General features: G+C 62.4%; 24 protein-coding genes. 12 read left to right on the top strand and 12 right to left on the bottom strand.

Annotated elements, in window-relative coordinates; all coding sequences use genetic code 11:
* Positions 1 to 213 precede the first annotated feature (213 nt).
* Complete coding sequence (locus tag PMI35_RS08565) at positions 214 to 1536, top strand: Nramp family divalent metal transporter (protein ID WP_032831877.1); 1323 nt, start codon at positions 214 to 216, stop codon at positions 1534 to 1536.
* Here the strand turns inward: PMI35_RS08565 and PMI35_RS08560 are convergent.
* The gene (locus PMI35_RS08560; protein WP_008063043.1) at positions 1526 to 2419 is read right to left on the bottom strand and encodes a LysR family transcriptional regulator; all 894 of its coding nucleotides are present in this window, start codon (positions 2417 to 2419) and stop codon (positions 1526 to 1528) included. The two genes, PMI35_RS08565 and PMI35_RS08560, sit on opposite strands and share 11 nt — an antisense overlap.
* A gap of 112 nt (positions 2420 to 2531) precedes the next feature.
* On the opposite strand from PMI35_RS08560, the gene PMI35_RS08555 reads away from it, so the two are divergent.
* Both PMI35_RS08555 and PMI35_RS08550 read left to right on the top strand, forming a co-directional pair.
* Entirely contained in the window at positions 2532 to 3281 is a 750-nt protein-coding gene (locus PMI35_RS08555; RefSeq protein WP_008063045.1) for a 3-oxoacyl-ACP reductase family protein, read from the top strand.
* A gap of 24 nt (positions 3282 to 3305) precedes the next feature.
* Positions 3306 to 3908 carry an NADPH-dependent F420 reductase gene (locus tag PMI35_RS08550; protein ID WP_008063046.1) on the top strand — a complete coding sequence of 201 codons (603 nt, stop codon included), beginning with the start codon at positions 3306 to 3308 and terminating at the stop codon, positions 3906 to 3908.
* 205 nt (positions 3909 to 4113) lie between these two features.
* Here the strand turns inward: PMI35_RS08550 and PMI35_RS08545 are convergent, their stop codons facing one another.
* From PMI35_RS08545 to PMI35_RS08535, 3 genes are read right to left on the bottom strand one after another with little or no spacing between them, the layout of a single operon-like run.
* Positions 4114 to 5295, bottom strand: a complete 1182-nt coding sequence (locus tag PMI35_RS08545) for an acetyl-CoA C-acetyltransferase (RefSeq protein WP_008063048.1) — start codon at positions 5293 to 5295, stop codon at positions 4114 to 4116.
* 11 nt (positions 5296 to 5306) lie between these two features.
* Complete coding sequence (locus PMI35_RS08540) at positions 5307 to 5972, bottom strand: CoA transferase subunit B (RefSeq protein WP_008063050.1); 666 nt, start codon at positions 5970 to 5972, stop codon at positions 5307 to 5309.
* A gap of 36 nt (positions 5973 to 6008) precedes the next feature.
* On the bottom strand, positions 6009 to 6707 hold the full coding sequence (locus PMI35_RS08535) for a CoA transferase subunit A (RefSeq protein WP_008063052.1): 699 nt from the start codon (positions 6705 to 6707) through the stop codon (positions 6009 to 6011).
* 173 nt (positions 6708 to 6880) lie between these two features.
* Between PMI35_RS08535 and PMI35_RS08530 the strand changes: the two genes are divergently transcribed.
* Complete coding sequence (locus PMI35_RS08530) at positions 6881 to 7768, top strand: LysR family transcriptional regulator (RefSeq protein ID WP_008063054.1); 888 nt, start codon at positions 6881 to 6883, stop codon at positions 7766 to 7768.
* A gap of 37 nt (positions 7769 to 7805) precedes the next feature.
* Here the strand turns inward: PMI35_RS08530 and PMI35_RS08525 are convergent, their stop codons facing one another.
* Both PMI35_RS08525 and PMI35_RS08520 read right to left on the bottom strand, forming a co-directional pair.
* The gene (locus tag PMI35_RS08525) at positions 7806 to 8648 is read right to left on the bottom strand and encodes an NAD-dependent protein deacetylase (protein WP_008063055.1); all 843 of its coding nucleotides are present in this window, start codon (positions 8646 to 8648) and stop codon (positions 7806 to 7808) included.
* Between the two features lie 123 nt (positions 8649 to 8771).
* Positions 8772 to 9818, bottom strand: a complete 1047-nt coding sequence (locus PMI35_RS08520) for a class I SAM-dependent methyltransferase (protein WP_008063056.1) — start codon at positions 9816 to 9818, stop codon at positions 8772 to 8774.
* A 480-nt stretch (positions 9819 to 10298) separates the two neighbouring features.
* Between PMI35_RS08520 and PMI35_RS08515 the strand changes: the two genes are divergently transcribed.
* From PMI35_RS08515 to PMI35_RS08505, 3 genes are all read left to right on the top strand, one after another.
* Positions 10299 to 11621 (top strand): acetamidase/formamidase family protein, encoded by a 1323-nt coding sequence (locus tag PMI35_RS08515; protein WP_008063057.1) that lies wholly within the window; start codon positions 10299 to 10301, stop codon positions 11619 to 11621.
* Positions 11622 to 11765: 144 nt separating this feature from the next.
* Positions 11766 to 12605 (top strand): HvfB family MNIO-type RiPP peptide maturase, encoded by an 840-nt coding sequence (locus tag PMI35_RS08510; protein ID WP_008063058.1) that lies wholly within the window; start codon positions 11766 to 11768, stop codon positions 12603 to 12605.
* A complete protein-coding gene (locus tag PMI35_RS08505) occupies positions 12598 to 13365 on the top strand; it encodes an HvfC family RiPP maturation protein (RefSeq protein ID WP_008063059.1) in 768 nt (255 codons plus the stop codon). Before PMI35_RS08510 ends, PMI35_RS08505 begins: the two co-directional genes overlap by 8 nt.
* 4 nt (positions 13366 to 13369) lie before the next feature.
* Here PMI35_RS08505 and PMI35_RS08500 read toward each other — a convergent pair whose 3' ends face one another.
* From PMI35_RS08500 to PMI35_RS08485, 4 genes are all read right to left on the bottom strand, one after another.
* The gene (locus PMI35_RS08500) at positions 13370 to 14401 is read right to left on the bottom strand and encodes an NAD(P)/FAD-dependent oxidoreductase (RefSeq protein WP_008063060.1); all 1032 of its coding nucleotides are present in this window, start codon (positions 14399 to 14401) and stop codon (positions 13370 to 13372) included.
* Complete coding sequence (locus tag PMI35_RS08495) at positions 14388 to 16571, bottom strand: hypothetical protein (protein ID WP_008063062.1); 2184 nt, start codon at positions 16569 to 16571, stop codon at positions 14388 to 14390. The genes PMI35_RS08500 and PMI35_RS08495 overlap by 14 nt, the downstream gene beginning before the upstream one ends.
* Before the next feature lie 118 nt (positions 16572 to 16689).
* A complete protein-coding gene (locus tag PMI35_RS08490) occupies positions 16690 to 18003 on the bottom strand; it encodes an ATP-binding protein (protein WP_008063064.1) in 1314 nt (437 codons plus the stop codon).
* Positions 18000 to 18740 carry a response regulator gene (locus tag PMI35_RS08485; RefSeq protein WP_008063067.1) on the bottom strand — a complete coding sequence of 247 codons (741 nt, stop codon included), beginning with the start codon at positions 18738 to 18740 and terminating at the stop codon, positions 18000 to 18002. Before PMI35_RS08485 ends, PMI35_RS08490 begins: the two co-directional genes overlap by 4 nt.
* 294 nt (positions 18741 to 19034) lie before the next feature.
* Here PMI35_RS08485 and PMI35_RS08480 point away from each other — a divergent pair, with 294 nt between their 5' ends.
* From PMI35_RS08480 to PMI35_RS08470, 3 genes are all read left to right on the top strand, one after another.
* Entirely contained in the window at positions 19035 to 19298 is a 264-nt protein-coding gene (locus tag PMI35_RS08480; protein ID WP_008063068.1) for a DUF2790 domain-containing protein, read from the top strand.
* A 48-nt stretch (positions 19299 to 19346) separates the two neighbouring features.
* On the top strand, positions 19347 to 19601 hold the full coding sequence (locus tag PMI35_RS08475; protein ID WP_008063071.1) for a hypothetical protein: 255 nt from the start codon (positions 19347 to 19349) through the stop codon (positions 19599 to 19601).
* A gap of 185 nt (positions 19602 to 19786) precedes the next feature.
* Positions 19787 to 21001 (top strand): cytochrome c biogenesis protein DipZ, encoded by a 1215-nt coding sequence (locus PMI35_RS08470; protein WP_008063072.1) that lies wholly within the window; start codon positions 19787 to 19789, stop codon positions 20999 to 21001.
* An 85-nt stretch (positions 21002 to 21086) separates the two neighbouring features.
* On the opposite strand, the gene PMI35_RS08465 is transcribed toward PMI35_RS08470, so the two are convergent.
* Positions 21087 to 22073, bottom strand: coding sequence for an AraC family transcriptional regulator (locus tag PMI35_RS08465; RefSeq protein WP_008063074.1), 987 nt, complete (start codon positions 22071 to 22073; stop codon positions 21087 to 21089).
* 177 nt (positions 22074 to 22250) lie between these two features.
* Here PMI35_RS08465 and PMI35_RS08460 point away from each other — a divergent pair, with 177 nt between their 5' ends.
* Entirely contained in the window at positions 22251 to 22520 is a 270-nt protein-coding gene (locus PMI35_RS08460) for a DUF4242 domain-containing protein (RefSeq protein WP_008063076.1), read from the top strand.
* A 39-nt stretch (positions 22521 to 22559) separates the two neighbouring features.
* The gene (locus PMI35_RS08455; RefSeq protein ID WP_008063079.1) at positions 22560 to 23372 is read left to right on the top strand and encodes a class I SAM-dependent methyltransferase; all 813 of its coding nucleotides are present in this window, start codon (positions 22560 to 22562) and stop codon (positions 23370 to 23372) included.
* A 19-nt stretch (positions 23373 to 23391) separates the two neighbouring features.
* Here PMI35_RS08455 and PMI35_RS08450 read toward each other — a convergent pair whose 3' ends face one another.
* A complete protein-coding gene (locus PMI35_RS08450) occupies positions 23392 to 24318 on the bottom strand; it encodes a universal stress protein (RefSeq protein WP_008063081.1) in 927 nt (308 codons plus the stop codon).
* Between the last annotated feature and the right edge of the window lie 241 nt (positions 24319 to 24559).

Raw genomic sequence — 24559 nt, forward strand, 5'->3', positions numbered from 1 at the left:
TTTGGCCAACATACAAGGAGCCCCGCTTGCCGGCGAAGGCGTCTTTGAGCATTGCGCTGGTCTTTCGGCCGCCTTCGCCGGCAAGCCGGGCTCCTACAGGGGTATGCGTATACATGGCGATATTGTGTGTGCAGCAATGCAGCAACCACCTTGCTCAGTCAGGGCCAAGACGGTATCAATGCTGAGCCTTTCCACCTGTTGATGGATCATTGCGTGAAATTCAGCCTGCCCAAAGTTGGAACCGCGCCATTTTGCCCGCCGGAGGTGGCGGGTACCGTTGCTGTTGACCCTGGCGCCTCGTTCTACAAGCGCGTGCTGCGCTTTGCCGGCCCGGGTTTGCTGGTGTCGATCGGCTACATGGACCCGGGCAACTGGGCGACCGCCATCGAGGCCGGGTCTCGCTTTGGCTACAGCCTGCTGTTCGTGGTGCTGTTGGCGAGCCTGGCGGGAATGGTGGTGCAGTGTTTGTGTTCACGCCTGGGGATCGCCACCGGGCGCGATCTGGCGCAATTGTCCCGCGCACGCTATAGCACCCGGACCGCGCGCACGCAGTGGCTGTTGGCGGAAATCTCGATCATTGCCACCGACCTCGCCGAGGTGCTCGGTTGTGCCCTGGCGTTTCATCTGTTGCTGGGGTGTTCGCTGACTTTCGGCATTGCCCTCACGGCGTTCGATACCTTGCTGGTGCTGGCCTTGCAGAATCGTGGTTTCCGTCGCCTGGAAGCGATCATGCTGGTGTTGGTGGGTACCATCGGCGTGTGTTTTTTCGTCGAGTTGCTGCTGATCAAGCCGTACTGGCCGGACGTTGCCCAAGGCTTCAAGCCCTCGCTTGAGGCCATCAGCGATGCGGCGCCGCTGTACCTGGCCATCGGCATACTGGGCGCCACGGTAATGCCGCATAACCTGTACCTGCACACCTCGATCGTCCAGACCCGGATGATCGGCAAGGACCTTGCGAGCAAGCGCGACGCGGTCAATCTGGCGCGCATCGACACCATCGGTTCCCTGGCGCTGGCGCTGCTGGTGAATGCGGCGATCCTGATCCTCGCCGCCGCGGCGTTTCACCAGAGCGGGCATACCGATGTGGTCGACATACAGGATGCCTATCACTTGCTTGATCCGCTGGTGGGCGGCGCGTTGGCCAGTGTGCTGTTTGGCGTTGCGTTGCTGGCTTCGGGGCAGAGTTCGACCTTCACCGGCACCATCGCCGGCCAGGTGATCATGGAGGGTTTTCTCAATTTGCGGCTGCCGTGCTGGCAACGACGCCTGATCACCCGAGGGCTGGCCTTGATCCCGGCGTTCATTGGCGTCTGGCTGATGGGCGACGACGCGGTGGGCAAGCTGCTGGTGTTGAGCCAGGTGGTGCTGAGCCTGCAGTTGCCGTTTGCGCTGTATCCGCTGATTCGCATGACCAATGATGAAAAACTCATGGGGGCATTGGTCAATCGCCTGCCGACCCGGGTGTTGGCGTGGGGCTTGTTCGTGGTGATCAGTGGGGCTAATAGCTGGTTGATTCTGCAGTTGTTCAGCGGTTAAACGCCTGCACCACAAAATCAATGAACACCCGGGTCTTGGCCGGCATCAGCGTGCGGCTGGGGTAGTAAAGCGAAATCGCCCCCGCATCGCCCTGCCAATCGGGCAACAGGTGCACCAGTTCACCGCGCTGGATGTTCGGTTGCACATCGGACAGCACCAGCAGCGTCACGCCCAATCCCAGCATTGCCGCTTCGCGCATGGCGGTGGGGTCGTTGAGCACGATATTTTCGTTGAGGCTGGCGGGCATTTCATGGCCGGCGCCATCGCGCATGAGCCATTGCCGGATCCGCCCGGTACGGCTGCCGCGCATCACGATCCCGGTGTGCCGGGCCAGGTCCGCCGGGGTGGCGGGCAGGCAGCGTTGTACCAGATACGCTGGTGAGGCGACGGCCACGACGGTGGCCGGTGCCAGGGTTCGGGAGACCACGCCCGGGGTCAACTCGAAGCCACCGCCGATGGCGGCGTCGTAACCTTCGGCGATCAAGTCCACGGCACGGTTTTCGAAATGCCATTCCGGGCGTATCAGCGGGTAGCGCGCCAGAAACGCCGGCAGCAGTGGCAGGACATGGCCAATGCCGAACGTCGGCGCCAGGCTGACCTTGAGTACGCCTGCCGGCTCGCCCCGATCGGTGGTGACCGCGTTGATCGCCGCTTGCAGCGCCTCCAGGTTGCCGCCGATGCTGGCCAGGAAGCGTTCCCCGGATTCGGTCAGGGACAGTTTGCGGGTTGAGCGCTGGAACAGGCGAACGCCGATGTTGCGTTCCAGTATGGCCACGTTGCGGCTCACGGCGGCCGGGGTCAGCGCGAGCAAGCGGGCGGCTGCCGAGAAGCTTCGGGTTTCAGCACTGCGCACAAAGGATTCGAGGTTGGCGAGGGTTTCCATCGACATTCACCTGATAGCAAGGCTTGAAAATCATTCAAGGCATTACCGGCTAATCACGCCGTAATGGCAAGCGCAGTATTCACTCCATTCCCAACCCCGGAGTGAAACAGCAATGACAACCCGACTTCCACTTGAAGGTAAAGCCGCGCTGGTCACCGGCGGCTCCCGTTCCATTGGTGCGGCGATCGCCAAGCGTCTGGCAGCCGATGGCGCCAACGTAGTACTCACTTTCAGCGCATCGCCCGCCAAAGCGTTTGAGGTGGTGCAGGCCATCGAAGGCGCTGGCGGCCGTGCCTTGGCGATTGCAGCCGATGCCGGTGATCCGCAGGCGGTGCGTGGCGCGGTGACGCGTACCGTCGAGGCGTTCGGCAGCCTCGACATACTGGTCAACAACGCCGGTATCGCCCTTGGCGGACCGATCGAGGACATCAGTTTCGACGACTACCAACGCATGATCGCGGTCAACGTCACCGGCGTGTTTGTCGCCACCCAGGAGGCGGCGCGCACCATGAAAGCAGGCGGGCGGATCATCCATATCGGCTCGTCGATGACCCATTACGCCGCGTTCCCGACCGCATCGCTCTACACCCTGACCAAAGGTGCCATCGCTGGGTTCAACCGCAGCCTGGCCCGCGATCTCGGACCCAAGGGCATCACGGTCAACACCGTACACCCAGGCCCGACCGACACCGACATGAACCCCGATGGCGGTCCCGTCAGCGAAATCGTCGGCCCCGGCATCGCCATTGGCCGTTACGGAAAGCCCGAGGACATTGCCAGTGTCGTGGCCTTCCTTTCCAGCCCAGAGGCGGCGTTCGTTACCGCTGCCGACATCATCGCCGACGGTGGTTTCACCGCCTGATCAACTCATTGCGAGGAACGTCTCATGAGCACAATTGGAATTATCGGCGCCGGCGCAATCGGCGCGGCATTCGCCAAAGCCCTTTCACGCCAAGGCATTGAAGTGGTCATCAGCAACAGTCGCGGCCCCGAAAGCCTGGCCTCGCTGGTGGCAGAGCTCGGGCCAACCGCCCGCGCCGGTACCCGTGAAGAAGCTGCTGCCCAACCCATCGTGCTGGTGGCGGTGAACTGGTCGAAGTTGCCGACGGCACTGGCCGGCTTGCCGGATTTTGCCGGGCGGATCGTGATCGATGCCAATAACTCGATCGAAGCGCCGTCGTTCAAGGCAGTGGACCTGCACGGACGCATGTCCAGCGAGGTGTTTGCCGAATGGGTGTCGGGGGCGCGGGTGGTCAAGGCGTTCAATCACCTTCAGGCGCATTTGCTTGAGAGCGACCCGGCAGCGGACGGTGGGCGAAGGGTGCTGTTTTTCTCGGGCGACGATGCCGAGGCGAGGGCGCAAGTGGCGGCGTTGATCGAGCGGCTGGGGTTCTTCGGGATTGATCTTGGGGCGTTGAGCGTCGGTGCGCGGCTGGTGCAGTTTCCGGGCGGACCGCTGCCGGCGTTGAATCTGGTGAAGTTCGCCTGACGCGGCACTGTGTAGGAGCGAGCCTGCTCGCGATGAACGTCCGGACAACGCGATCATTCAGACGGCGCGCGTCATCGTTGACGTCCATCGCGAGCAGGCTCGCTCCTACACGGAAACGAGAAAACCCGGTGTAACCGAAGTTACACCGGGTGTTTTTCCAGACTGCGCGGCTCTTCGTGGGTCCCCGCGCAGTCTGTTGAACGCTTTAAGCCCGTTCGAGCGCCAAGGCCACGCCCTGACCACCACCGATGCACAGGGTGGCAAGGCCTTTTTTGGCGTCACGCTTGATCATTTCATGCAGCAGGGTCACCAGTACGCGGCAACCTGAGGCACCGATCGGGTGGCCGAGGGCGATGGCGCCGCCGTTGACGTTGACCTTGTTCAAGTCCCATTCCAGGTCCTTGGCCACGGCCAGCGATTGCGCGGCGAAGGCTTCGTTGGCTTCAACCAGCTCAAGCTGGTCGATGGACCAACCGGCCTTGTCCAGGCAACGGCGAGTGGCCGACACCGGGCCGATGCCCATGATTGCCGGATCGACGCCCGCGTTGGCGTAGGCAGCGATTTTCGCCAGCACCGGCAGGCCCAGGGCCTTGGCTTTTTCGGCGCTCATCAGGATCACGGCGGCGGCGCCGTCGTTGAGCGACGAAGCGTTGCCGGCGGTCACCGAACCGTCCTTCTTGAAGGCCGGCTTGAGCTTGCCCAGGGATTCGGCGGTAGTGCCAGCCCGTGGCTGCTCGTCGGTGGCGAAGGACAGTGGATCGCCCTTGCGCTGGGGGATCAGGATCGGTGTGATTTCGTCAACGAAGCGCCCGGCTTCGATGGCGGCCACGGCTTTCTGTTGCGAGGCGGCGGCGAACGCGTCCTGCTGCTCGCGGCTCAGGCTGTATTTCTCGGCCAGGTTCTCGGCGGTGATACCCATGTGGTAATCGTTGAACGCATCCCACAGGCCATCGCTGATCATGGTGTCGACGATTGGCGCGTTGCCCATGCGCAGGCCGGTGCGGGCACCAGGCATGACGTAGTTGGCCAGGCTCATGTTTTCCTGGCCACCGGCGATGATCACCTCGGCGTCGCCGCAACGGATCGCCTGGGCGCCCAGGTGCAGGGCCTTGAGGCCCGAACCGCAGACCTTGTTCAGGGTCATGGCCGGCACGGCGAAGGGCAGGCCGGCCTTGATGGCTGCCTGGCGCGCAGGGTTTTGCCCGGCGCCGGCGGTCAGTACCTGGCCCATGATCACTTCATCGACTTGCGCAGGGTCCAGGCCGGTTTGCGCCAGCAGCTGACGGATCACCGCAGCGCCCAGGTCAACGGCGGATACGCTGGCCAGGGAACCCTGGAAGCTGCCAATCGCGGTGCGCGTGGCGGCAACAATGACGACTTCTTGCATGGACTGATTCCTCACAGGTCACCGAACTGCATTTCCGGCACGTGGTCCGGCACGATCAGTTTACCGGCAGTCTTGGCAACGATCTCTTCGACGCTGACGCCCGGTGCACGTTCTTTGAGAATGAACGCGCCATTGTCGATTTCCAGGTAGGCCAGGTCCGTCAGCACGCGCTTGATGCAGCCGGCGCCGGTCAGCGGCAGGCTGCATTGGGACAGCAGCTTGGACTCACCGTCCTTGGACGCGTGGGTCATGATGACGATGATGTTGTCGGCGCCGGCCACCAGGTCCATCGCACCGCCCATGCCCTTGACCAGCTTGCCGGGAATCATCCACGAGGCGATGTTGCCTTGCACGTCCACTTCAAAGGCGCCCAGCACGGTCAGGTCGACGTGGCCACCGCGAATCATCGCGAAGGACTCGGCCGAGGAAAAGATCGACGCACCGATACGGGCGGTCACGGTTTGTTTGCCGGCGTTGATCATGTCGGCATCGATGGTGTCTTCAGTCGGGAACGGACCCATGCCCAGCAGGCCGTTTTCCGATTGCAGCATGACTTCCATGCCTTCGGGGATGTAGTTGGCGACCAGGGTCGGGATGCCGATGCCCAGGTTCACGTAGAAGCCGTCCTGCATTTCGCGGGCGACGCGTTGAGCCATTTGTTCGCGGGAAAGTGCCATTGTTGTTATTCCTTCATTCGGTCCGGGGGCAGGGGATCACTTGCGTACGGTGCGCTGTTCGATGCGCTTCTCGAACGTGCCGCAGATGATCCGGTCGACGTAGATGCCAGGGGTGTGGATCTGCGCCGGGTCCAGCTCGCCGGGTTCGACGATTTCTTCGACTTCGACCACGGTGATCTTGCCGGCGGTGGCGGCCAGCGGGTTGAAGTTCTGGGCGGTGTGGCGATAGATCACGTTACCGAAATGGTCGGCTTTCCAGCCTTTGACGATGGCGAAGTCACCGGTGATGGACTCTTCCATCAGGTACTTGCGGCCATGGAATTCGCGCACTTCCTTGCCGTCGGCAACCGGGGTGCCGACGCCGGTGGCGGTGAAGAAGGCCGGGATGCCGGCGCCGCCTGCGCGCATTTTTTCAGCGAGGGTGCCTTGCGGGGTCAGGATGACTTCGATTTCGCCTTTGAGCAGTTGTTCTTCGAACAGCTTGTTCTCGCCGACGTAGGAAGCCACCACTTTGCTGATCTGGCGGTCGGTCAGCAGTACGCCGAGGCCGAAACCGTCGACGCCGCAGTTGTTGGAAACGACGGTGAGGTCGCGAGTGCCTTTGCGCTTGATCTCGTTGATCAGGTTCTCCGGGATCCCGCACAGGCCGAAGCCGCCGGCGATCACGGTCATGCCGTCTTCAAGACCGGCCAGGGCTTCCTCGTAGGAACTCACGCGCTTGTCGAAACCTGCCATATGCACCTCTTTTATTCTTTGTGGGCGGCTGGCTAGCCGAATGGGATTGAGTGTCGCGCTACAAGATTCATTTGTTAAGTTGATTTTTAAGGTTAATTGATAGATAAAACTCAATAAACCGCTGCTCTAACTTGCAGCTTGAAGCTAGCAGCTTACAACTTGAGCGAAGCGAGATGACCGTCAAGCAGATCCGCGCCTTCCTGGCCGTGGCCCAGAGCCTGAGTTTCGCCGTGGCCTGCGAGCGCCTGCACCTGTCGCAATCGGCCTTGAGCCTGACCATCAAGGCGCTGGAAGAAGGCCTGGGCGGGCGTCTGTTCACCCGCAACACGCGCAACGTGGCGCTGACTGCCGAGGGTGAATCCCTGGTGCCGCTGGCGCGCCGCCTGATCGCCGACTGGGACAACGCCGAGGACGAGATGCGTCAGCGCTTCACCCTGCAGCGCGGTCGCGTGACCCTGGCGGCCATGCCGTCGTTCGCCGGCAACCTGCTGCCGCCAATCCTCAAGACATTCCGCGTGCGCTATCCGAAAGTCAACGTCACGGTCAACGACGTGATCAACGAGCAGGTGCTGGAAATGGTCCGTGATCGCCAGGTGGAACTGGGCGTGGCCTTCCAGCCGACCATGAGTTCGTCCCTGCAGTTCACGCCGCTGTACATGGATCGCTTCGTGGCGGTGGTGCCCCAGGATTCACCGCTGGTCGAGCTCGATGAAATCGACTGGCGGACGTTGCTCAAGGAACCGTTCATTACTTTGCAGCGCCCGTCGACAGTGCGGGTGATGCTGGAAGAGCATTTGCAGGCCCGGGGCATGAAGCTGCCAGTTGAATTTGAAAGCCATCAACTGGCGACGGTCGGGCGGATGGTCGCCAGCGGGTTGGGCGTGAGCGTGGTGCCGGCGCTGTGTGCGGGGCAGATGCGTGAACTGGGCGCGCGTTGCATCACCTTGCGCGACCCGGTGGTGGAACGGGCCATTGGTGTGCTGACCTTGCCGGGCGGGGAGCTGTCGGCGGCGGCGCAGGCGTTGTTTGATGTGCTCAAGGCGCAGGATTTTGCGGTGTAGAGTCTGATCGTTCCCACGCAGAGCGTGGGAACGATCTTCAGCGAGCCAGATGCTGTGCCAGCAACGGCAGCAACTGCTCGCACGACCCCTCGATCTTCAAATCCAGCATGTCATCCGCCCGCGTCTTGCCCAGGTTGATCGCCAGCAACGGCTTGCCCTGATCCACCACCGCCCGGCACAGGCGAAACGCCGAATACGCCATCAGCGACGAGCCCACCACCAGTAACCCCGCCGCCTTTTCCATCGTGGCCATCGCCTTGTCGGCCGTCTCCTGGGCGACGTTCTCGCCAAAAAACACCACGTCCGGCTTCATCCGCGCGCCAGAGCAGTGGGGGCAATGCGGAACCTGGAAGCGCGCTTCGAAGGCAGGGTCCAGCAGCGTATCGCCATCCGGTGCCTGCACCGCGTCGACGCCGGCCAGATACGGGTTTTGTACTTCCATCAGATGCTGGATCGAATCGCGCTCGCTGCGTTTTCCACAATCCAGGCACAGCACCCGGTGCAGGCTGCCGTGGAGTTCGATCACGTCATGGCTGCCGGCCTGGTCGTGCAAGGTGTCGACGTTCTGGGTGATCAGTCCGCTGATTTGCCGATTGCTTTGCAAGCGGACCAGGGTGTCGTGGGCCACGTTCGGTTGCGCCTGGCGCACTCGCGGCCAGCCGAGCATCGCCCGCGCCCAATAGCGCCGTCGGGATTCGGGTGCCGAGAGAAATTCCTGATACATCATGGGCTGACGGCCACGCCTTACGCCCTGATTGTCGCGATAGTCCGGAATGCCCGACGGCGTGCTGATACCGGCGCCGGTGAGGACCGCGAACGGCTCGTCGGCCATGAGGTGCCGGAGGCGATCGAGTTGTTCGTGGATGAGGCTGTCGATCATGGTCAACACTCCGCTGGAAGGGTAGGAGCTGCCGGAGGCTGCGATCTTTTGACTTTGATCTGAAAAAAGCAAGATCAAAAGATCGCAGCCTCCGGCAGCTCCTACGACAAACGGTGCGGCGTGTTATTTGCGTGCCTCCAGGATCAGGTTGAACGGCGTTTCCGTAGCCCGGCGGAAACTCGAGAACCCGGCCTCGCTGAACACCTTGCGCAACCGCGCTTCGCCTGCCTGGGCGCCGAGCCCGAGACCCACTTCCTGGGACAGCGAGTTGGGCGTGCAGATGAAGGTCGAGGCGGCGTAGAACAACCGGCCGACCGGGGTGATGTTGTCGTCCAGTGAGTCATTGGCGAATGGCTCCACCAGCAATACCGTGCCGTCCGGCTTCAACGACTCGTAGGCGTGTTTGGCCGCGCCCACCGGGTCGCCCATGTCGTGCAGGCAGTCGAAGTAGCAGACCAGGTCGTAGTCGTCGCCGGGATAACTCTTGGCCGTGCCCTGGAAGAACCGTGCGCGGCCGGACACGCCACCTTCCTCGGCGCGCTGGGTGGCGACGGTGACGGACGGCGCGTGGTAGTCGAAACCGACGAACCGCGAGTTCGGGTACGCCTGGGCCATGATCACCGTCGACGCGCCATGACCGCAGCCGATGTCGGCGACTTTGGCGCCTTCTTCCAGTTTGGCCACCACGCCGTCCAGGGCCGGCAACCATTCGGCGATCAGGTGCGCCTTGTAGCCAGGCCGGAAGAAGCGTTCGGTGCCGCTGAACATGCACGGATGGTGATCGCCCCAGGCCAGGCCGCCGTCGCCACGCATGGCCTTGACCAGTTTGTCCTTGTCATGGAAGAACGATGCGACCACGCCGATGCCGCCGGCGATATAGACCGGCGAGTCTTCGACGGCCAGTGCCAGGGCCTGTTCTTCGGGCAGGCGGAATTGACCGTCGCTGTGTTCCATATAGCCGGAAGCGGCGTGGGCGCTGAGCCATTCGCGCACCAGGCGAGGGTTGCAGCCGGTCTTCTCGGCAAGGGCTTCGGGCTTGATCGGCTGGCTGTCGGCCATGGCCCGGTACAAGCCCAGCTCTTCCCCGAGGATGACGTTGGCGAGCATCGCCGCGCCACCCATGTCACCTACCAGTTTGCCCATGAATTCATTGAGTTTGGCCTCGTCCATCACGTGTGCTCCTTTTGCAGGATCACGGTCCGGAAGCGTTGTACGCCCGGGCGGTGGTCGTGGGAATGAACAGGAGATCGAGCAGGTCCTGTGTGCATTAAGTCTAGTTCGCAAGCCGTACGCAGTGGCCTGGAGCGACGAAAATCCCCCAGACCGGACACTGACCCCCTGTAGGAGCGAGCCTGCTCGCGATGGCGTTTTATCATTTGCTGGGAGGTTGCCTGGCACGACGCCATCGCGAGCAGGCTCACTCCTACAGGGGTTCAGTGTTCGGCAGCGCCTGTGCATGTATCCCAATGTATCCAGACAGCCTCCCGATACAGTCCCCCTCAATTCAAGGCCATCCCCGAACACAGCCCAGACACAAACTTGCGCTGAACTGATCAGGCCGTTTTGGCGCCATTGAACCGTGGCGACCAAGACCTTTTCCTAGGTCGCCTGAGCAGGCGGCCGTTTGCTCCTGTCTCCGAGGGGATCACAATGCCTGAATCCAATCTCAACGCCACGCCGGTCGATCGCCTGCGGGTCGATCGCTACACCAACGGCATCATTGGCCCGAGCCAGCCGATGCTCGGCCCGCTGGCCGACGGCGGCACCCTGATCACCGGTACACCGCCAGGTTGCTGGGGGCCGATGATCACGCCCGCTTTCGAGGGCGGCCATGAAGTGACGCAACCGGTGGCCATTGCCGGGGCACAAATCGGCGATGCCGTGGCGATCAAGATCAACAGCATGCGTGTCACTTCGCTGGCCACTTCGTCCGGGGTCATGAGCTTCGTCGAGGGGCGCTACAACGGCGATCCGTTCGTCTCCAAGTTCTGCGCCAAGTGCGGCACCGAGCACCCGGCCAGCCATGTCGAAGGCATTGGAGAGGACGCGATTCGCTGCAACCACTGTGGCGCCGAGGTCAGCGCGTTCCGCTTCAGCCATGGTTATGTGATCGTGTTCGACGCGCAGAACCAGGTCAGCCTGACGGTCAACCAGGACATCGCCAACCAACTGGCGGGCAAAGCCTCCGAGATGTCGGCGCTGCCGGAGTTCGCCGCGCAACATTCGATCCTGTCCCTGGCCCGCGCCGATATCCCCGGCGTCGCCGCGCACATGCGCCCGTTCCTCGGCAACATCGGCACCCTGCCTTCGCGCGACTTGCCCGACTCGCACAACTGCGCCGATTTCGGCCAATACCTGATCAATGCGCCGCACCGTTTCGGCATGAGCCGCGAAGAACTGCACGCCGCCAAGACCGACGGCCACATGGACACCAATTCGATCCGCGAAGGTTGCGTGTTGATCTGCCCGGTGAAAGTGCCCGGCGCGGGTGTGTACATGGGCGACATGCACGCCCAGCAGGGCAACGGCGAGATCGCCGGCCACGCCACCGATTGCTCGGGGGAAACCGAAGTGGTGGTGGAGGTGGTGAAAAACCTGACCCTGGAAGGGCCGATCCTCCTGCAAAACCTCGACGACCTGCCGCCGATGGCCCGGCCGATGAGTGCCGAACAGCGGGCCAGCGTCCGCGCACTGGGCGAGCGTTGGGGCCAGCACGAGATCGAACAGAGCGGCCCGATCACCTTCATCGGCAGCGGCGAAAACCTCAACCTGGCGGTTGAGAACGGCTTGGCGCGCGCTGCCGACGTCACAGGTCTTCCTTATGACGAAGTGCTCAATCGCGCCACCATCACCGGTTCCATCGACATCAGTCGCCTGCCAGGTACTGTGCGCGTGACATTCCTGTGCCCGATGGATGTGCTCGATCGCATGGGCATCGGCCATTTGGTGCGCGAGAAGTACGACCTGGCGTAATGCCCGGAGGCGGGTTTGTACCAGAGTGTGTACAGACCCGCTGCCGATACAAGCCCAGCTATTTTCCGTCGGCACTCAACACAGACCCGATACATCCCTTCGACTAACTGTGATGACGTTCTGACAACCCTTGGAATCGACATCATGCAAACCCCTGCCACATCAGCCAAGGCCAGCGCCGGGCTCGGCCTGCGTCGCGGTTTAATCAAGGACCTGCTGGCCGCCCCGGCCGGTCATTTCGACTTTCTCGAAGTCGCGCCAGAGAACTGGATCGGCATCGGCGGTGCCCATGGCGCGGCGTTGCGAACCCTGGCCGAGCGCCATCCGTTGTCCTGTCATGGCTTGTCCCTGTCCCTGGGCGGGCCATCGCCGCTGGATGTGGAATTTCTGCAGGAAGTGCGGGTTTTCCTCGACCACCACAACGTGCCGCTGTACAGCGAGCACCTGAGCTATTGCAGCGATGACGGTCACCTGTATGACCTGTTGCCGTTGCCCTTTACCGAAGAAGCGGTGCATCACGTCGCCGCGCGCATCCGTCAGGCCCAGGACATTCTCGGCCGTCGCCTGGCGGTGGAAAACGTCTCCTACTACGCGGCACCGCAGCAGGACATGGACGAAGTAACGTTCACCAATGCCGTGCTGCGCGAAGCCGATTGCGACCTGTTGCTGGACGTCAACAATGTGTTCGTCAACTCGATCAACCACGGTTTCGACCCGCGTACTTTCCTGGACGGAATCGATGCGAACCGTGTGGTGGCCATGCACATTGCCGGACACTTCGATGAGTCCGACACCTTGAAAATCGACACCCATGGCGCGTCGGTAAAGCCGGCGGTGTGGTCGTTGCTGGCCCAGGCCTATGCCCGATTCGGCGCGCAACCGACCTTGCTCGAACGCGATTTCAACTTTCCGGCGTTTTCCGAGCTGGTCGCCGAGTTGCAGACCATTCGCCGGTTGCAAAGCGAGGAGGAGAACCGTGGCTAAGCGCTCGCTGCACGAACAGCAAAACAGCATGGGTCGCTACTTGCGTGATCCGGAGCGCTACGCGCCGCCGCCGGAAATGGACCCGGCACGGGCTCAGGTTTATCGCGACCTGGTGTTCGCCAACCTGTCGTCATTGATCAGCGGCACCTTTCCGGTATTGGTGAAGATTCTCGGTGATGAGCAATGGCGCAAACTGGTGCGCATCTTCCTGCGCGACTACCGCGCCCACACGCCGAAATTCGGCGAAATCGCCGAGGAATTCGTCGACTTCCTCGCCTCTGAACCCCCGGCGCTGGTCGCAGGAAAGTGGCCGCCGTTCATGGTCGAACTGGCGCACTACGAATGGGTGGAAATGGCCCTGCAACAATCCGAGATCGATCCGCTATCGCCCGGCGATGCTGATGTGTTGCTGAGTCGTCCGTTACGGGTTTCGCCATTGGCCTGGCCCTTGGCGTTTGCCTGGCCGGTGCAGTTGGTCGGGCCGAATTATCAGCCCGATGCACCGCCGGATCAGCCGACGTTGTTGTTGGTGCGCCGGGACCCGGATTTCAGTGTGAAGTTTTCTGAATTGAGTCCGTTGGCGTGGAGGTTGTTGCAGAGAATTGACCAGTTCCCGGAACTCGATGGACTCGGGCAACTGCAAGGGTTGGCGCAGGAGGTGGACGCGACCGACACCGAGTCCTTTGTGCGCAACGGCCTGGCATTGTTGCAGCAGTTGCATGCCGAGGCGGTCGTCGGGGTCGTCGATCGGGTGCATTGAGCGTTCAACCCCAGGACGCCAGCCAATCCGGCGGGCACGGATGAGTCGCATAAAAGTGGCGCATCTGCGCCAGATCACGGGCAAACCAATCGCTGACCCATTGGCTGTATTGCCCCTGCGCCGAATACTGGATAGTGGGCTGCTCAAGGCTGTCGAACAGCGCTTGTGCCGCCTGCATGCCGCTCATCAGGGCCTTGAGTACCCCGTGGGAAGCCGCAGGGTCGAGCAGGCTGGCCGCATCGCCCACCATGAAGTAACCCGCACCGGCCGGCGCCGTGCTCACGCGCCAGGAGACATCGGCACCCAGGACCGGACCCGATGGGGGTAAGCCGCGCAACGCTTCGGGCACGGCATGGGGGGTGGACTTGCCCTCGGCAAAACACAGGCGCGTCCAGTGCAGCAATTGATCCTGGACGTTTGCCACCCATGTCCAGCCCTCGGGGTCGGCCAACAGGTGCGGGGCGTATTGATAAGGATCGAGACAGCCTTGCAGATAACCGTACCGGGCTACCAGCAGTGGCGAACAGCGTTGAACGCTCAGGCGGTGTTGGCGACTCAGCCAGCCCGCGGCGCCGCTGGCATCGATCAGGTAAGTACTCAACAGAGGGCCCTTGTCGGTTTCCACGCCTATCACCCGCCGGTCGTGGGTGAGAAGGCGCCGGGCCTGGCACGGCTGCAATACACTGACCCCGAGCGCCGCAGCCCGCTGCAGCAACGCCGTGTCCAGCGCTGCCCTGGCGATATGAAAACCCTGCCAGGTACCGCCGCTGTCACCGCCAAAGCCGTTGAAGCGCAGTGGGCCGTCCCACTGTACCCAGTGTCCGGAAAAGCGCACCGCGTGTTGAGCAGAAAAGGGCGGGACCCCGAGCTGTTGCAGCAAGGGTTCGATGCCCGGGTGCAGGCTTTCCCCTGGACGAAACCTTGGAAACCTCTCGCGTTCGAGCAGTGCCACCCGCAAGCCGCGTTGTGCACAGCTGATCGCTGCCGCGCAACCTGCCGGACCGCCGCCGATCACCACGGCATCAAAGGGCTTCAAGTGCGACCTGCCAAGCTGCCGATTCTTCCTTGATCAGGATCGCCCCGGCACCGACCAGCAGGCTGACCTGGCGTTCGATGGCCACGTAGCGCAGCTTGAAATCACTGTCCGGGGTCCAGCTGGCACCGCGTTTATATACCTGGTAGCGATGGACCCAGCCATCGAGAATCAGACCCGCTTCCTGCTGGGCCGTGTCGAGTTCCGGATCCGGTCGTTGCACCCGCCGGAAAGCCAGCAATGGCCAGGTGTTGCGCTGGCCATGGTCACTGCCGGCCCCGAGAACGTTGTACACGCGGTGCATCGAGAGCACGCGTTCCTGGTACTCCTGTGGTGTGACGCGGCCGGTCAAATGCAGGGAGAAACGCCCATCGAGGGCCACCTGGGTGTAGTCGCTGTATTCGTAGGCGTGGTAACGCACCAGCATCCGCCCATCATGCTCTACCAACTGCGGCCCTTGCTGATGGTCCCAGGCAGGGGCGTCGCCCTGGCCGATTTCCGCATCGGTCAGCGGGATGATGCTGTGCAGGCTCGATCGCGGTTCGAAGGTGCGGGCGGAGTCCGGCGCCACGCCGGGCCAGTAGGAACCCAGGGCCGCACAAATGCGTACGTCCTCGGTAAAGGGGCTGGCCATCTGGTAACCCGAGAGCATGTTCAACCAGCTCCCGTCCTCACCGCGCTGCCGCACCCAGCCGACTTCCCAGCCGGGACCGAAGATACCCGCCGCGGCGTCCGGCAGCGGGGAGGGGCGGGCAATGGGGGCGACGCTTTTAGCCGGCAACGATGTGGATTGAGTGTCGTACGGCAACGCCACGATGGCAGTTACCCCGCGATCTTCAGCCGAAAAGGGTTGATCCTGCAGGTTCAGGTTGGCGCAGTAGCGTACATTCGACAACGCCTCCAGCCGGGCATGCCAGATGTTCGGGTTGGGCAGGGCGGGCTCCTCACGTGCCCAGCGTATCAACTGGCGCTGGCTGCAAAGGGCAAAGAAATCCGGGGCGCCAATCACCGAATACGCCGCCACTGATGGCAGTAGATTGTCCAGGGGCTGGCAATGGGCCCGGACCCAGCCGTCGGCGGTACCGTCGTGATAGTGCAGGGCGAGATAGCCACCTTGCTTGACCCGTTCCGCCACCCCCTCCAGGTCATTGAGATCCTCGAACCGGCCTTCCTCATCCAACGTGTGGCGGCCATGCACCATGCCACCGGTGTTGGCCGGCATGATGAAGGACAGACGCTGCCCCTGGTAAGTGGCTTCTTCCACCAGCTTCGCTTTGACCTGCGGTAGCAGCAGGCCAGGGCCGAGGTCGTCCAGGGTTGCCCAATGGGCCAGGTCGTCGCGGATGACAAAGGGCGGCTGGCTGATCTGCGGCTCCTGCCAGCCGGTTGCGCTGTGGCGCAGATGAATGTGTCGCAGCTTCTCGTTGACCTGATGGTTTTCAAGGTCCATCGTCAGATCCATCCCGGCCAGGCATTGCCTGCCGTTGAACAGCTTGTGCAACGGCACCCAGAAGTCCAGTTCGGCATCCCCGGTCTGAAAGTCCATCGGCCCAAAGCGTGCGGCATCGCCTCTGTGTTGCATGGCGATGTAGGCGCTGTATCGCACGGGCATGATCCGGATGCCGTAGGGGTCGTGTTCTACGAACGGCAGGAAGCTGCGTAGTTGCGCGTCGTATTGGCAAGGCGCGGTGCCCACCCGAGCGATACCGGTGCGCGAGAAACACAGGTCGGCGTGTTGGCCGTGCACGGTATCGGCGGCGTTGCGGTATTGGCTGGCAAACACCGCCACTGCCAGGGGGCGACCCTGGGCCTGTTGTTGCAGGCTTTCAAGCGTGGGCGGGCTGACGCCATAGACATAATCCAGGACGGCTTCAATTTCGCCGGGCGTGGGGAACAATTGCAAAGGCTGGCCGGCGTCGTCGTGGGTCACCCCGGGTGAGGCCAGCGCGTGATAGAGCAGGCTGCGCGCCGGTTGTGCGGCTTCGATGGCGCGGATGCCGGCGCTGGCGAAGTCCTCGAAACCACGCAGGCTGCGGTCGATGGTGAGCGGCTTGATCAGCTCGGCGTCGAGTGGTACCGCCAGGATGTCCAGGCCATGGGACAACAGCAACGAATGCCAGCCACCGGGAGCCAGCCGCGCACACAGTCGGTTAATCGATTGGAGCAGGTCCATGGCAGTTTCTCCGAATCCTCGGCGGAGAGCGATTGCACAGCAACCTGTGGGTGTCAGCTACTGTCAGATATGACAGTAGCGACCAATGGTAGGCAGTGACCGGCCGCTGCAGCGACCGTCATTTACCGCGCAACTTGAGCTCGGCACACAAGCCACCACCCTCGCGATTGCTCAACGTCAACGATCCCCCGATCGCCGACGCCAGCTGTTGCGCGATGGCCAGGCCCAAGCCGGTGCCGCCGGTGCTGCGGTTACGCGAGTTTTCCACGCGGTAGAACGGTTGCATGACCTGGGCCAGTTCCGCTTCGGCAATCCCGGGACCACGGTCCATGACTTTCACCGACACGCTGCCGTCGGATTTCTTTTCAACCAGCAGTTCCGCAGCACCGGCGAATTTGAGCGCGTTGTCCGTCAGGTTCACCAGTACTCGCCGCAAGGCGTGGGGGCGGGTGTCAATGACGGTGGCGCTTTTGCCAGTCAGCTGCACCTGCTTGCCCATGTCCTGGTAATCGAACACCAGGCTGTCGAGGAACGAATCCAGGTCGGTGCGCCGACTTTCTTCGGTGGCGCCGTGGACGCTGCGGGCATACGCCACGCCTTCGCGCACCAGGTGTTCCATCTCGCCCAGGTCGTTCCACAGTTTGTCTTTCTCCACCGAGTCGTCCATGAATTCGGCGCGCAGTTTCATCCGGGTGATCGGCGTTTGCAGGTCGTGGGAGATCGCCGCCAGCAGTTGCATGCGTTCCTTCAGGTAAGCGGCGATGCGTGCCTGCATGGCATTGAAGGCCTTGGCGGCATGGGCCACTTCGGTCGGGCCTTTTTCGTCCAGCAGCACCGGGTGGGTGTTGGGGTCGAGGGTGTCCACGGCTTCGGCGAGGCGGGTGAGGGGGCGGATGGCGATTCGCACGGCCAGCCAGGTGCAGGCAAGCATCAGCGCCAATTGCCCGAGCAGCACGATGGGCAGCCAGGGCGACAGCGGCACCATCGAAGGCCGCACGTCGATGGTCAACGGGCTGCCGTCCGACAGTTTGAGGTGCACCTGGAAGTGTTTCACAGGCCCGGGGATATCGCTGAAAGTCATCGGGTAGTCCTTGCCGATGGAATTCTTGATCGAGGTCATGGCAATCGGTGCCTCGGGCATGTCCATGTCCATGGCGGTGCCGGGTGAACCTTCGTTGAGCAGATAGCGGTAATTGCGCCGATCCAGTTGTTGCAGCCAACTCGCACGCTCTTGCGCCGGCAGGCGGTCGAGGATGGCGATGGAGGTCGAGACGTCGGTTTCCAGGTTGCCGAGCATGGTGTTTTTCGAGCTTTCATAGCGCTCGTAGTACTGCGCACCGAAGGACAGCGCCTGGGCGAGGATCAGGCCGACCAGGAAGATCAGCGACAGTCTTGACGCCAGGGTGCGGGGCCAGCGCAGTGACAGGTTCATGCTGGCGCACCGACGATTTCCACCGGCAGGGAAAACACGTAGCCCTCGCTGCGCACGGTCTTGATGTAGGCCGGCTCACGGGCGTCGTCCAGCAGGCGCTGGCGCAGGCGGCTGACCAACAGGTCGATGGAGCGATCGAACAGGTCGGCGTCGCGGCCCTGGGTCAGGTTGAGCAATTGGTCGCGATTGAGCACCCGCTGCGGATGATCGAGGAACACCCGCAGCAACCGGTACTCGGCGCCGCTGAGGGCGACCATGGTGCCGTCGCCATCGAGCAGGTGCCGGGCGGAGGTGTCCAGGCGCCAGCGGCCGAAGGCCAGCAAGCGGCTGGATTCGGTCACCACCAGGTTCGGTGGCAGCATGCGCGTGCGGCGCAGTACGGCGTTGATCCGTGCCAGCAGTTCACGGGCGGCGAAGGGCTTGACCAGGTAGTCGTCGGCGCCCATTTCCAGGCCGATGATGCGGTCGGTTTCGTCGTTACGCGCGGTGAGCATCAACACCGGGGTGGCCTTGTGTTTGCCGGCGCGCAGTTCGCGGCAAAGCATCAGGCCGTCGTCGCCCGGCATCATGATGTCCAGCACGATCAGGTCCACCGGCGTGGATTCGAGGAAGCTGCGCATCTGCCGGCCATCGGCCACGACCGTGGTGCGCAGGCCGTTTTTCTTCAGGTAGTTGCCCACCAGCTCGCGTATCTCGCGGTCATCGTCAACGATGAGAATGTGATCGACGTGCTCCATGGGGACTTGCCTCTGTCAGTGGGGGATGTCGCACAGTCTATCGAGCCTTGGCCCGCTCGCCCGCCGCCCTTTGTATTGCAGTGTATCTGGCCTGAGGGCGGATACACACCGACGCAAAAACAGTCATTTTGCCGGGTTTTGTATCCCTGTGTATCCCGGCCCGGTCCAGATACTTACCGATTTACCCGCGCCGGTTCCCGACACATACGGGATACCTCGCAGGCTTCTAATAGGTTCCATCGAGGCAAACCAAAGCGCCTCTGCCAACAAACGATGAACCTTGAGGAAACCGCCATGAACACCAAAGCCATCTACGCCGCTTGCCTGTTTGCCGCCCTGAACATCTGCACCCTGTCGGCCCGCGCCGAAGCTGTTGTTACGCCGATGAGCTACAGCTACGGCACGCACCTGGACATCAAGAAAGTGGTGTCGCTGAAACAGGATGCCTCGCCTTCCTGCGGCGTGGTGAACGCCCAGTTGACCTACCTGGATTCCCAGAGCAAGACCCAGGTCCTGGACTACCGCAAATTGGCCGACAACTGCAGCTCGGACAACTGAGTCGAGTCATCTCCCTTAGCGCATTCCAATCCAGCCAGGAGCAACATCATGAACAACGTCACCCGCTTCTTGACCGCCATTGCTTTCTCCGTTGCCGGTGCCGCGGCCCATGCCAACGCCGCTGTAGAACAAAACGCTTGCGGCAGCAGCACCTGCTTTCAGCTGACGCCGGTGGCCGGGAAGGGCGGTGATGCCTTCCTCGCCGAGGACGGCTACAACCGCACGCCGCAGGGGCAGGTGGTGGCAGAAAATGGCTCCAGCCGCACGCCTCAGGGCAAGTTGCTCGATAGCCAGACGGCCTGAAACCTGAACACCACCAATCCCTTGTGGGAGCTGGCTTGTCGGGTCGCCGCATCGCAGCGATGACGGTGGCACATTCAGCATGGATGTGACTTGTTGACCGCTATCGCTGCGATGCGGCGACCCGACAAGCCAGCTCCCACAGGGGACGGAGGTGAGCTGCCACCCTCTATTTCAAGGTGATCCCCATGTTACTCATCGCTTTCCTGGGCGGCATATTGACCGTCCTCAGCCCGTGCATCCTGCCGGTCGTACCCTTCCTGTTCGCCGGTGCCGACCGTAAGCGGTCCTCAATCCTGCTGACCCTCGGCGGCATGGCCCTGACATTTGCCCTGATCTCCAGCCTGGCGGTGGTCAGCAGTGAATGGGTGATCGAAGCCAGCAATACCGGGCGCCATGTGGCACTGGTCGTGATGGTGCTGTTCGCCCTGTCGCTGATTTCCGCTCGGGTCGGAGACTGGTTGGCGCGTCCGTTCGTGGCGCTGGGTAATCGCATCGACCCCAACAGCCGCACATTGTCCGGCCCGCTGAGTTCGATCATGATCGGCGTCGCCACCGGCCTGCTCTGGGCACCCTGCGCCGGGCCGATCCTCGGGGTGATTCTCACCAGCGCCATGCTGCAGGGCGCGAATGCCGGGACCAGTTTGTTGCTGGTGGCCTACGGCCTGGGCAGCGCATTGTCCCTGGGCACCTTGATCTTCGCCGGTCGTGGCCTGGTCAATCGCTTGAAACCGTCGATTCCGGTCACTGGCTGGTTGCGTCGTGGTGCCGGTGTGGCGGTGTTGGCCGGTGCGGCGGTGATTGCCACGGGAGCAGACGATGTGCTGCTGGCCAACACCTCGTCGCAAGGTGTCGGCAGCGTCGAGAAAGGCGTGTTGGAAACCGTGCCGAAAGTCGTCGATTACTTCGTCAGCAAGGTCAAGGCCGAGTCCATGGACAACGCCCAGGGCGCCATGCCGTCGCTGGCCGGTGCGGTGGAGTGGATCAACTCGCCAGCACTGACCAACGAATCGCTCAAAGGCAAAGTGGTGCTGGTGGACTTCTGGACCTTCGACTGCATCAACTGCAAGCACACCCTGCCGTACGTCAAGGATTGGGCGAAGAAGTACGAGAAGGATGGCCTGGTGGTGATCGGCGTGCACACCCCTGAGTACGGGTTCGAACGGATCATCGACAACGTCCGGGACAAGGTGCAGGAATACGGCATCACCTACCCGGTTGCGATCGACAACAACTATGCGATCTGGCGCAACTTCGACAACCAGTACTGGCCCGCCCACTACCTGATCGATGCCAAGGGGCAGGTGCGTTTCACCCACTTTGGTGAGGGCAGCTATGAGACTCAGGAGAAAGTGATTCAGCAGTTGTTGGAAGAGGCGAAGGCCTCCGTTCCAGCGGCTTGAAGTCAAAAGATCGCAGCCTGCGGCAGCTCCTACAGAGTTCGCGTTCCCTATAGGAGCTGCCGCAGGCTGCGATCTTTTTGAGGTTTCAATGGCTCACAGCATCGTGGGCCATCACTTTTTTCTCCTGACTGCGCCGCCACGCCGCTGGCGGCGCTCCATATTCACGGCGAAAGGCCCGGCTGAACGCCGTGTCGGTCTGGTAACCCACCTCTTCGGCGATGCGCATCAACGAACTGTTACTGCTGCGTAACAGATTGGCTGCCAGCAACATGCGCCATTGCGTCAGGTACTGCATCGGCGTCACCCCCACCAATTGCGCAAAGCGTTCTGCCAGGACCGATCTCGAGGTGCCGGCAGTGCGCGCCAGTTCATCCAGCGTCCAGGCGTGGCAGGGTTTCTTGTGCAAGGCATTGAGGGCCGCACCGACAATCCGGTCACTCACGCCAGCCAGCCAACCGGTCCGCCCCTTGCCGTGTTCGTGCATGTACAGGCGCAGCACTTCGATGAACAGCACCTCGGCCAGTTTCGCCAGCACGCCTTCGCCCCCAGGCCTTGGCGATCGCGCTTCGGCCAAGGCGTATCGCACCGAGGATTCCAGCCAGATGCCGGCGTTGGAACCGCGCACATTGACCCTGACCACGGGCGGCAACCCTGCCAACAACATGCCGGCCAAACGCGTGTCGCAGGCCAGGTAGCCACACACCAGGCGCGTCACCGCACCACCACCGCCGTAGCTCAACTGCCGGGGGCGCCGCGCCAGTATTTCGTCGAGCCGTGCGCCGCTGGCGGGCGTCAACCCCGGCTGGGAACTCATGCGATGGGCATGGCCCTGAGGGAAAATCACCACGTCGCCAGGGTTTAGTAGCAGCGGCGGATCATCCCCCAGTTCGACGTAGCACTCGCCCTCCGTGATCAAGTGAAATATCACCACGCGTTCGGCGCCCGGTTCCAGGAACGGCGCCGCGGTGTCGGCGCTCGGCGACTGATAGCACCAGGGCGCGGTGAACCTGGCGTTGATGAAAATCGCGCCGACCAGGCGGACGACGCGCAGGGTCTGTGACAGGGCATCCATGGGCGTTTTCCCGTGCGGGGGTTTCTGATTGTGAACGCGTCACGGCCCAAGGTGAATTCTCCGGACGATCGGGCAATGTTGGCCGACGATCGGGCAGGACGCCGACCGGCGTCAGAGAGATAGTTCGCACACAGGGCCAGCGGGTCCTGTCATCAATAAGAATAAAGTGAGGTTGCCATGCCCAAGTTCGTCATTGAACGCGAGATTCCAGGCGCCGGAGCACTGTCAGAAAGGGATTTGAAAGCCGTCTCGCAAAAGTCCTGCAGGGTGTTGCGCGAGTTGCCAGAGGTGCAATGGCTGCAGAGTTATGTCACCGGCGACAAACTGTATTGCGTGTACATCGCGCCAAACGAGGAGCTCATCAGGGAGCATGCCCGGCAGGGCGGTTTCCCGGCCAATCGGATTTCCCAGGTCATGAACATCATCGATCCCACCACGGCTGAGTGAGCCGGTGCCCGATGCTGTACCAAACCAGAGATTGTCTCCATGAGTACACCTATTGATCTTACTGCCCTGAAAACCCGTCAGATGGCCGCGTGGGCCAGTGGCGACTACGCCGTGATCGGCACCACCTTGCAGATCGTCGGCGAACAACTGGCCGAGGCCTGCGACCTGTTGTGCGATGAACAGGTGCTGGACGTTGCCGCCGGCAACGGTAACGCCACCCTGGCCGCCGCGCGTCGCGGTTGCAGGGTGGTGTCCACCGACTACGTGGCCGCATTGCTTGAACGTGGCGAAGACCGTGCCCGTGCGGAACGCCTGAACGTGACCTTCCAGGTGGCGGACGCCGAAGCGTTGCCTTTCGCCGATGCCAGTTTCGACGCCGTGCTTTCAACCTTCGGTGTGATGTTTGCGCCCGACCAGGCCAAGGCCGCCGCGGAGCTGGCGCGAGTGTGTCGCCCCGGTGGCCGGATCGGCCTGGCCAACTGGACCCCGGAAGGTTTCGTCGGCCAGATGTTCAAGACCCTGGGCCGGCACATGCCGCCACCGCCCGGCGCGCAACCGCCGTCGCAGTGGGGCACCGAAGCCTGGTTGCACAAGCACTTCGACGAGCGCGATTTCCTGGTGCAGGTGACTCGCCGGACCTTCAACTTCCGCTATCGCTCGGCCGAGCATTTCATCGACACCTTCCGCAGCTGGTACGGCCCGATCCACAAGGCCTTCGCGGCGCTTCCCCCCGACGGCGCCAAGGCCCTGGAAGACGACCTGACCGAATTGCTCAACCGCCTCAACCGAGCGGGCGACAAGTCGATGGTGGTGCCCAGTGAGTACCTGGAAGTGGTGATCACCAGGCGTTGAGAACCTGTGCATCGGGCGGCTATTCATCCAGCCGCTCGGTGTACACCACCCACACACTGCAGGGCATTTTGTACAGCAGGTGCTCCACCGTGCTGCCGATCAAGCGCCCCATGCCGCGATGGCCCAGACGACCCATGACGATCACGTCGACGTCAAAGGCATCGGCGTAGCGGGTCAGGACCTTGGCCGGGTTGCCCATGATCATGTGCCGTTGCGCTTCGGCGATGCCATTGCGTTCGGCCAGTTCGTTGAAGGCGTCCAACTGTGCGTCATACAGGGTCTTGTTGCGGCTCGAGGAAAAAAACGCCGAGCCGTTGTCAAAGCCGAACTCGTCCGAACTGATGGACGAAAGGTCATAGGCATAGACCACATCGAGTTCGGCATTGCAGGCAGTCGCCAGTTTCGTGGCCTCGTGCAGGATGCGGTCGTTGAAACTCTTGTAGTGATCATCACGATGGAAGGGGTCGACGGCGGCGACCACTTTGCGTGGCAGCGCGTTGACCGCGTGGCTGACGAAGTGTAACGGTACCGGACACTCACGCAGCAGATGCACGTCCAGCGGGGTGAAGATCAACCGTGACAGCAACGACTGGTGCTCCAGCGCCTTGATCAGTACATCCATCGGCTGTTCCTTGAGGTGAATCAGGATTTCCTCCAGCGGGTTTTGCACCCACGTCACTTCCGTTGTAACGGTTACGCCGATTTTGCGCAGGGGCCGGGCCTGGTCTTCCAGCCACTGACGGTGGCGATCGACGTAACCCAGGCGCATCTGTTCCAGCGCCTTTTCATTGACCATGCCCGCTGTGGCCAGGCCTTCCAGATAGTCGAAGGCCACGATATGCAACGCCGCGCCCTCCGCCTTGGCCAGCGCGGCCGCCCGGTCGAAAGCAGGGCTGTGTTCCATCAGCGGCGAAGTCACCAGCATGAAGCGAGATTGACCAGACATGACAAACCTCCCGAGGGGTAGCGGTTGTTTGGCTTGGCTTCAATCCTTGAGTATTGACCATGCTGGGAGGGGGTGTAGGGAATCAAGTGAGCAGACCTCTTGAACTGCTTGCCTCCTCACGGCCTGGGGCTGTGCGTCAACGCCTGTGGGGGATTGTTGTCTGAGTACATATCCGTTGCTGCGGTAACGGCGTCTTATGGTTTCGCCCTTACGGCGACTCACTTTTTCAAACGCCAAAAAG

Source organism: Pseudomonas sp. GM78, assembly GCF_000282475.1.
In the GTDB taxonomy this organism is placed as follows: Bacteria; Pseudomonadota; Gammaproteobacteria; order Pseudomonadales; family Pseudomonadaceae; genus Aquipseudomonas.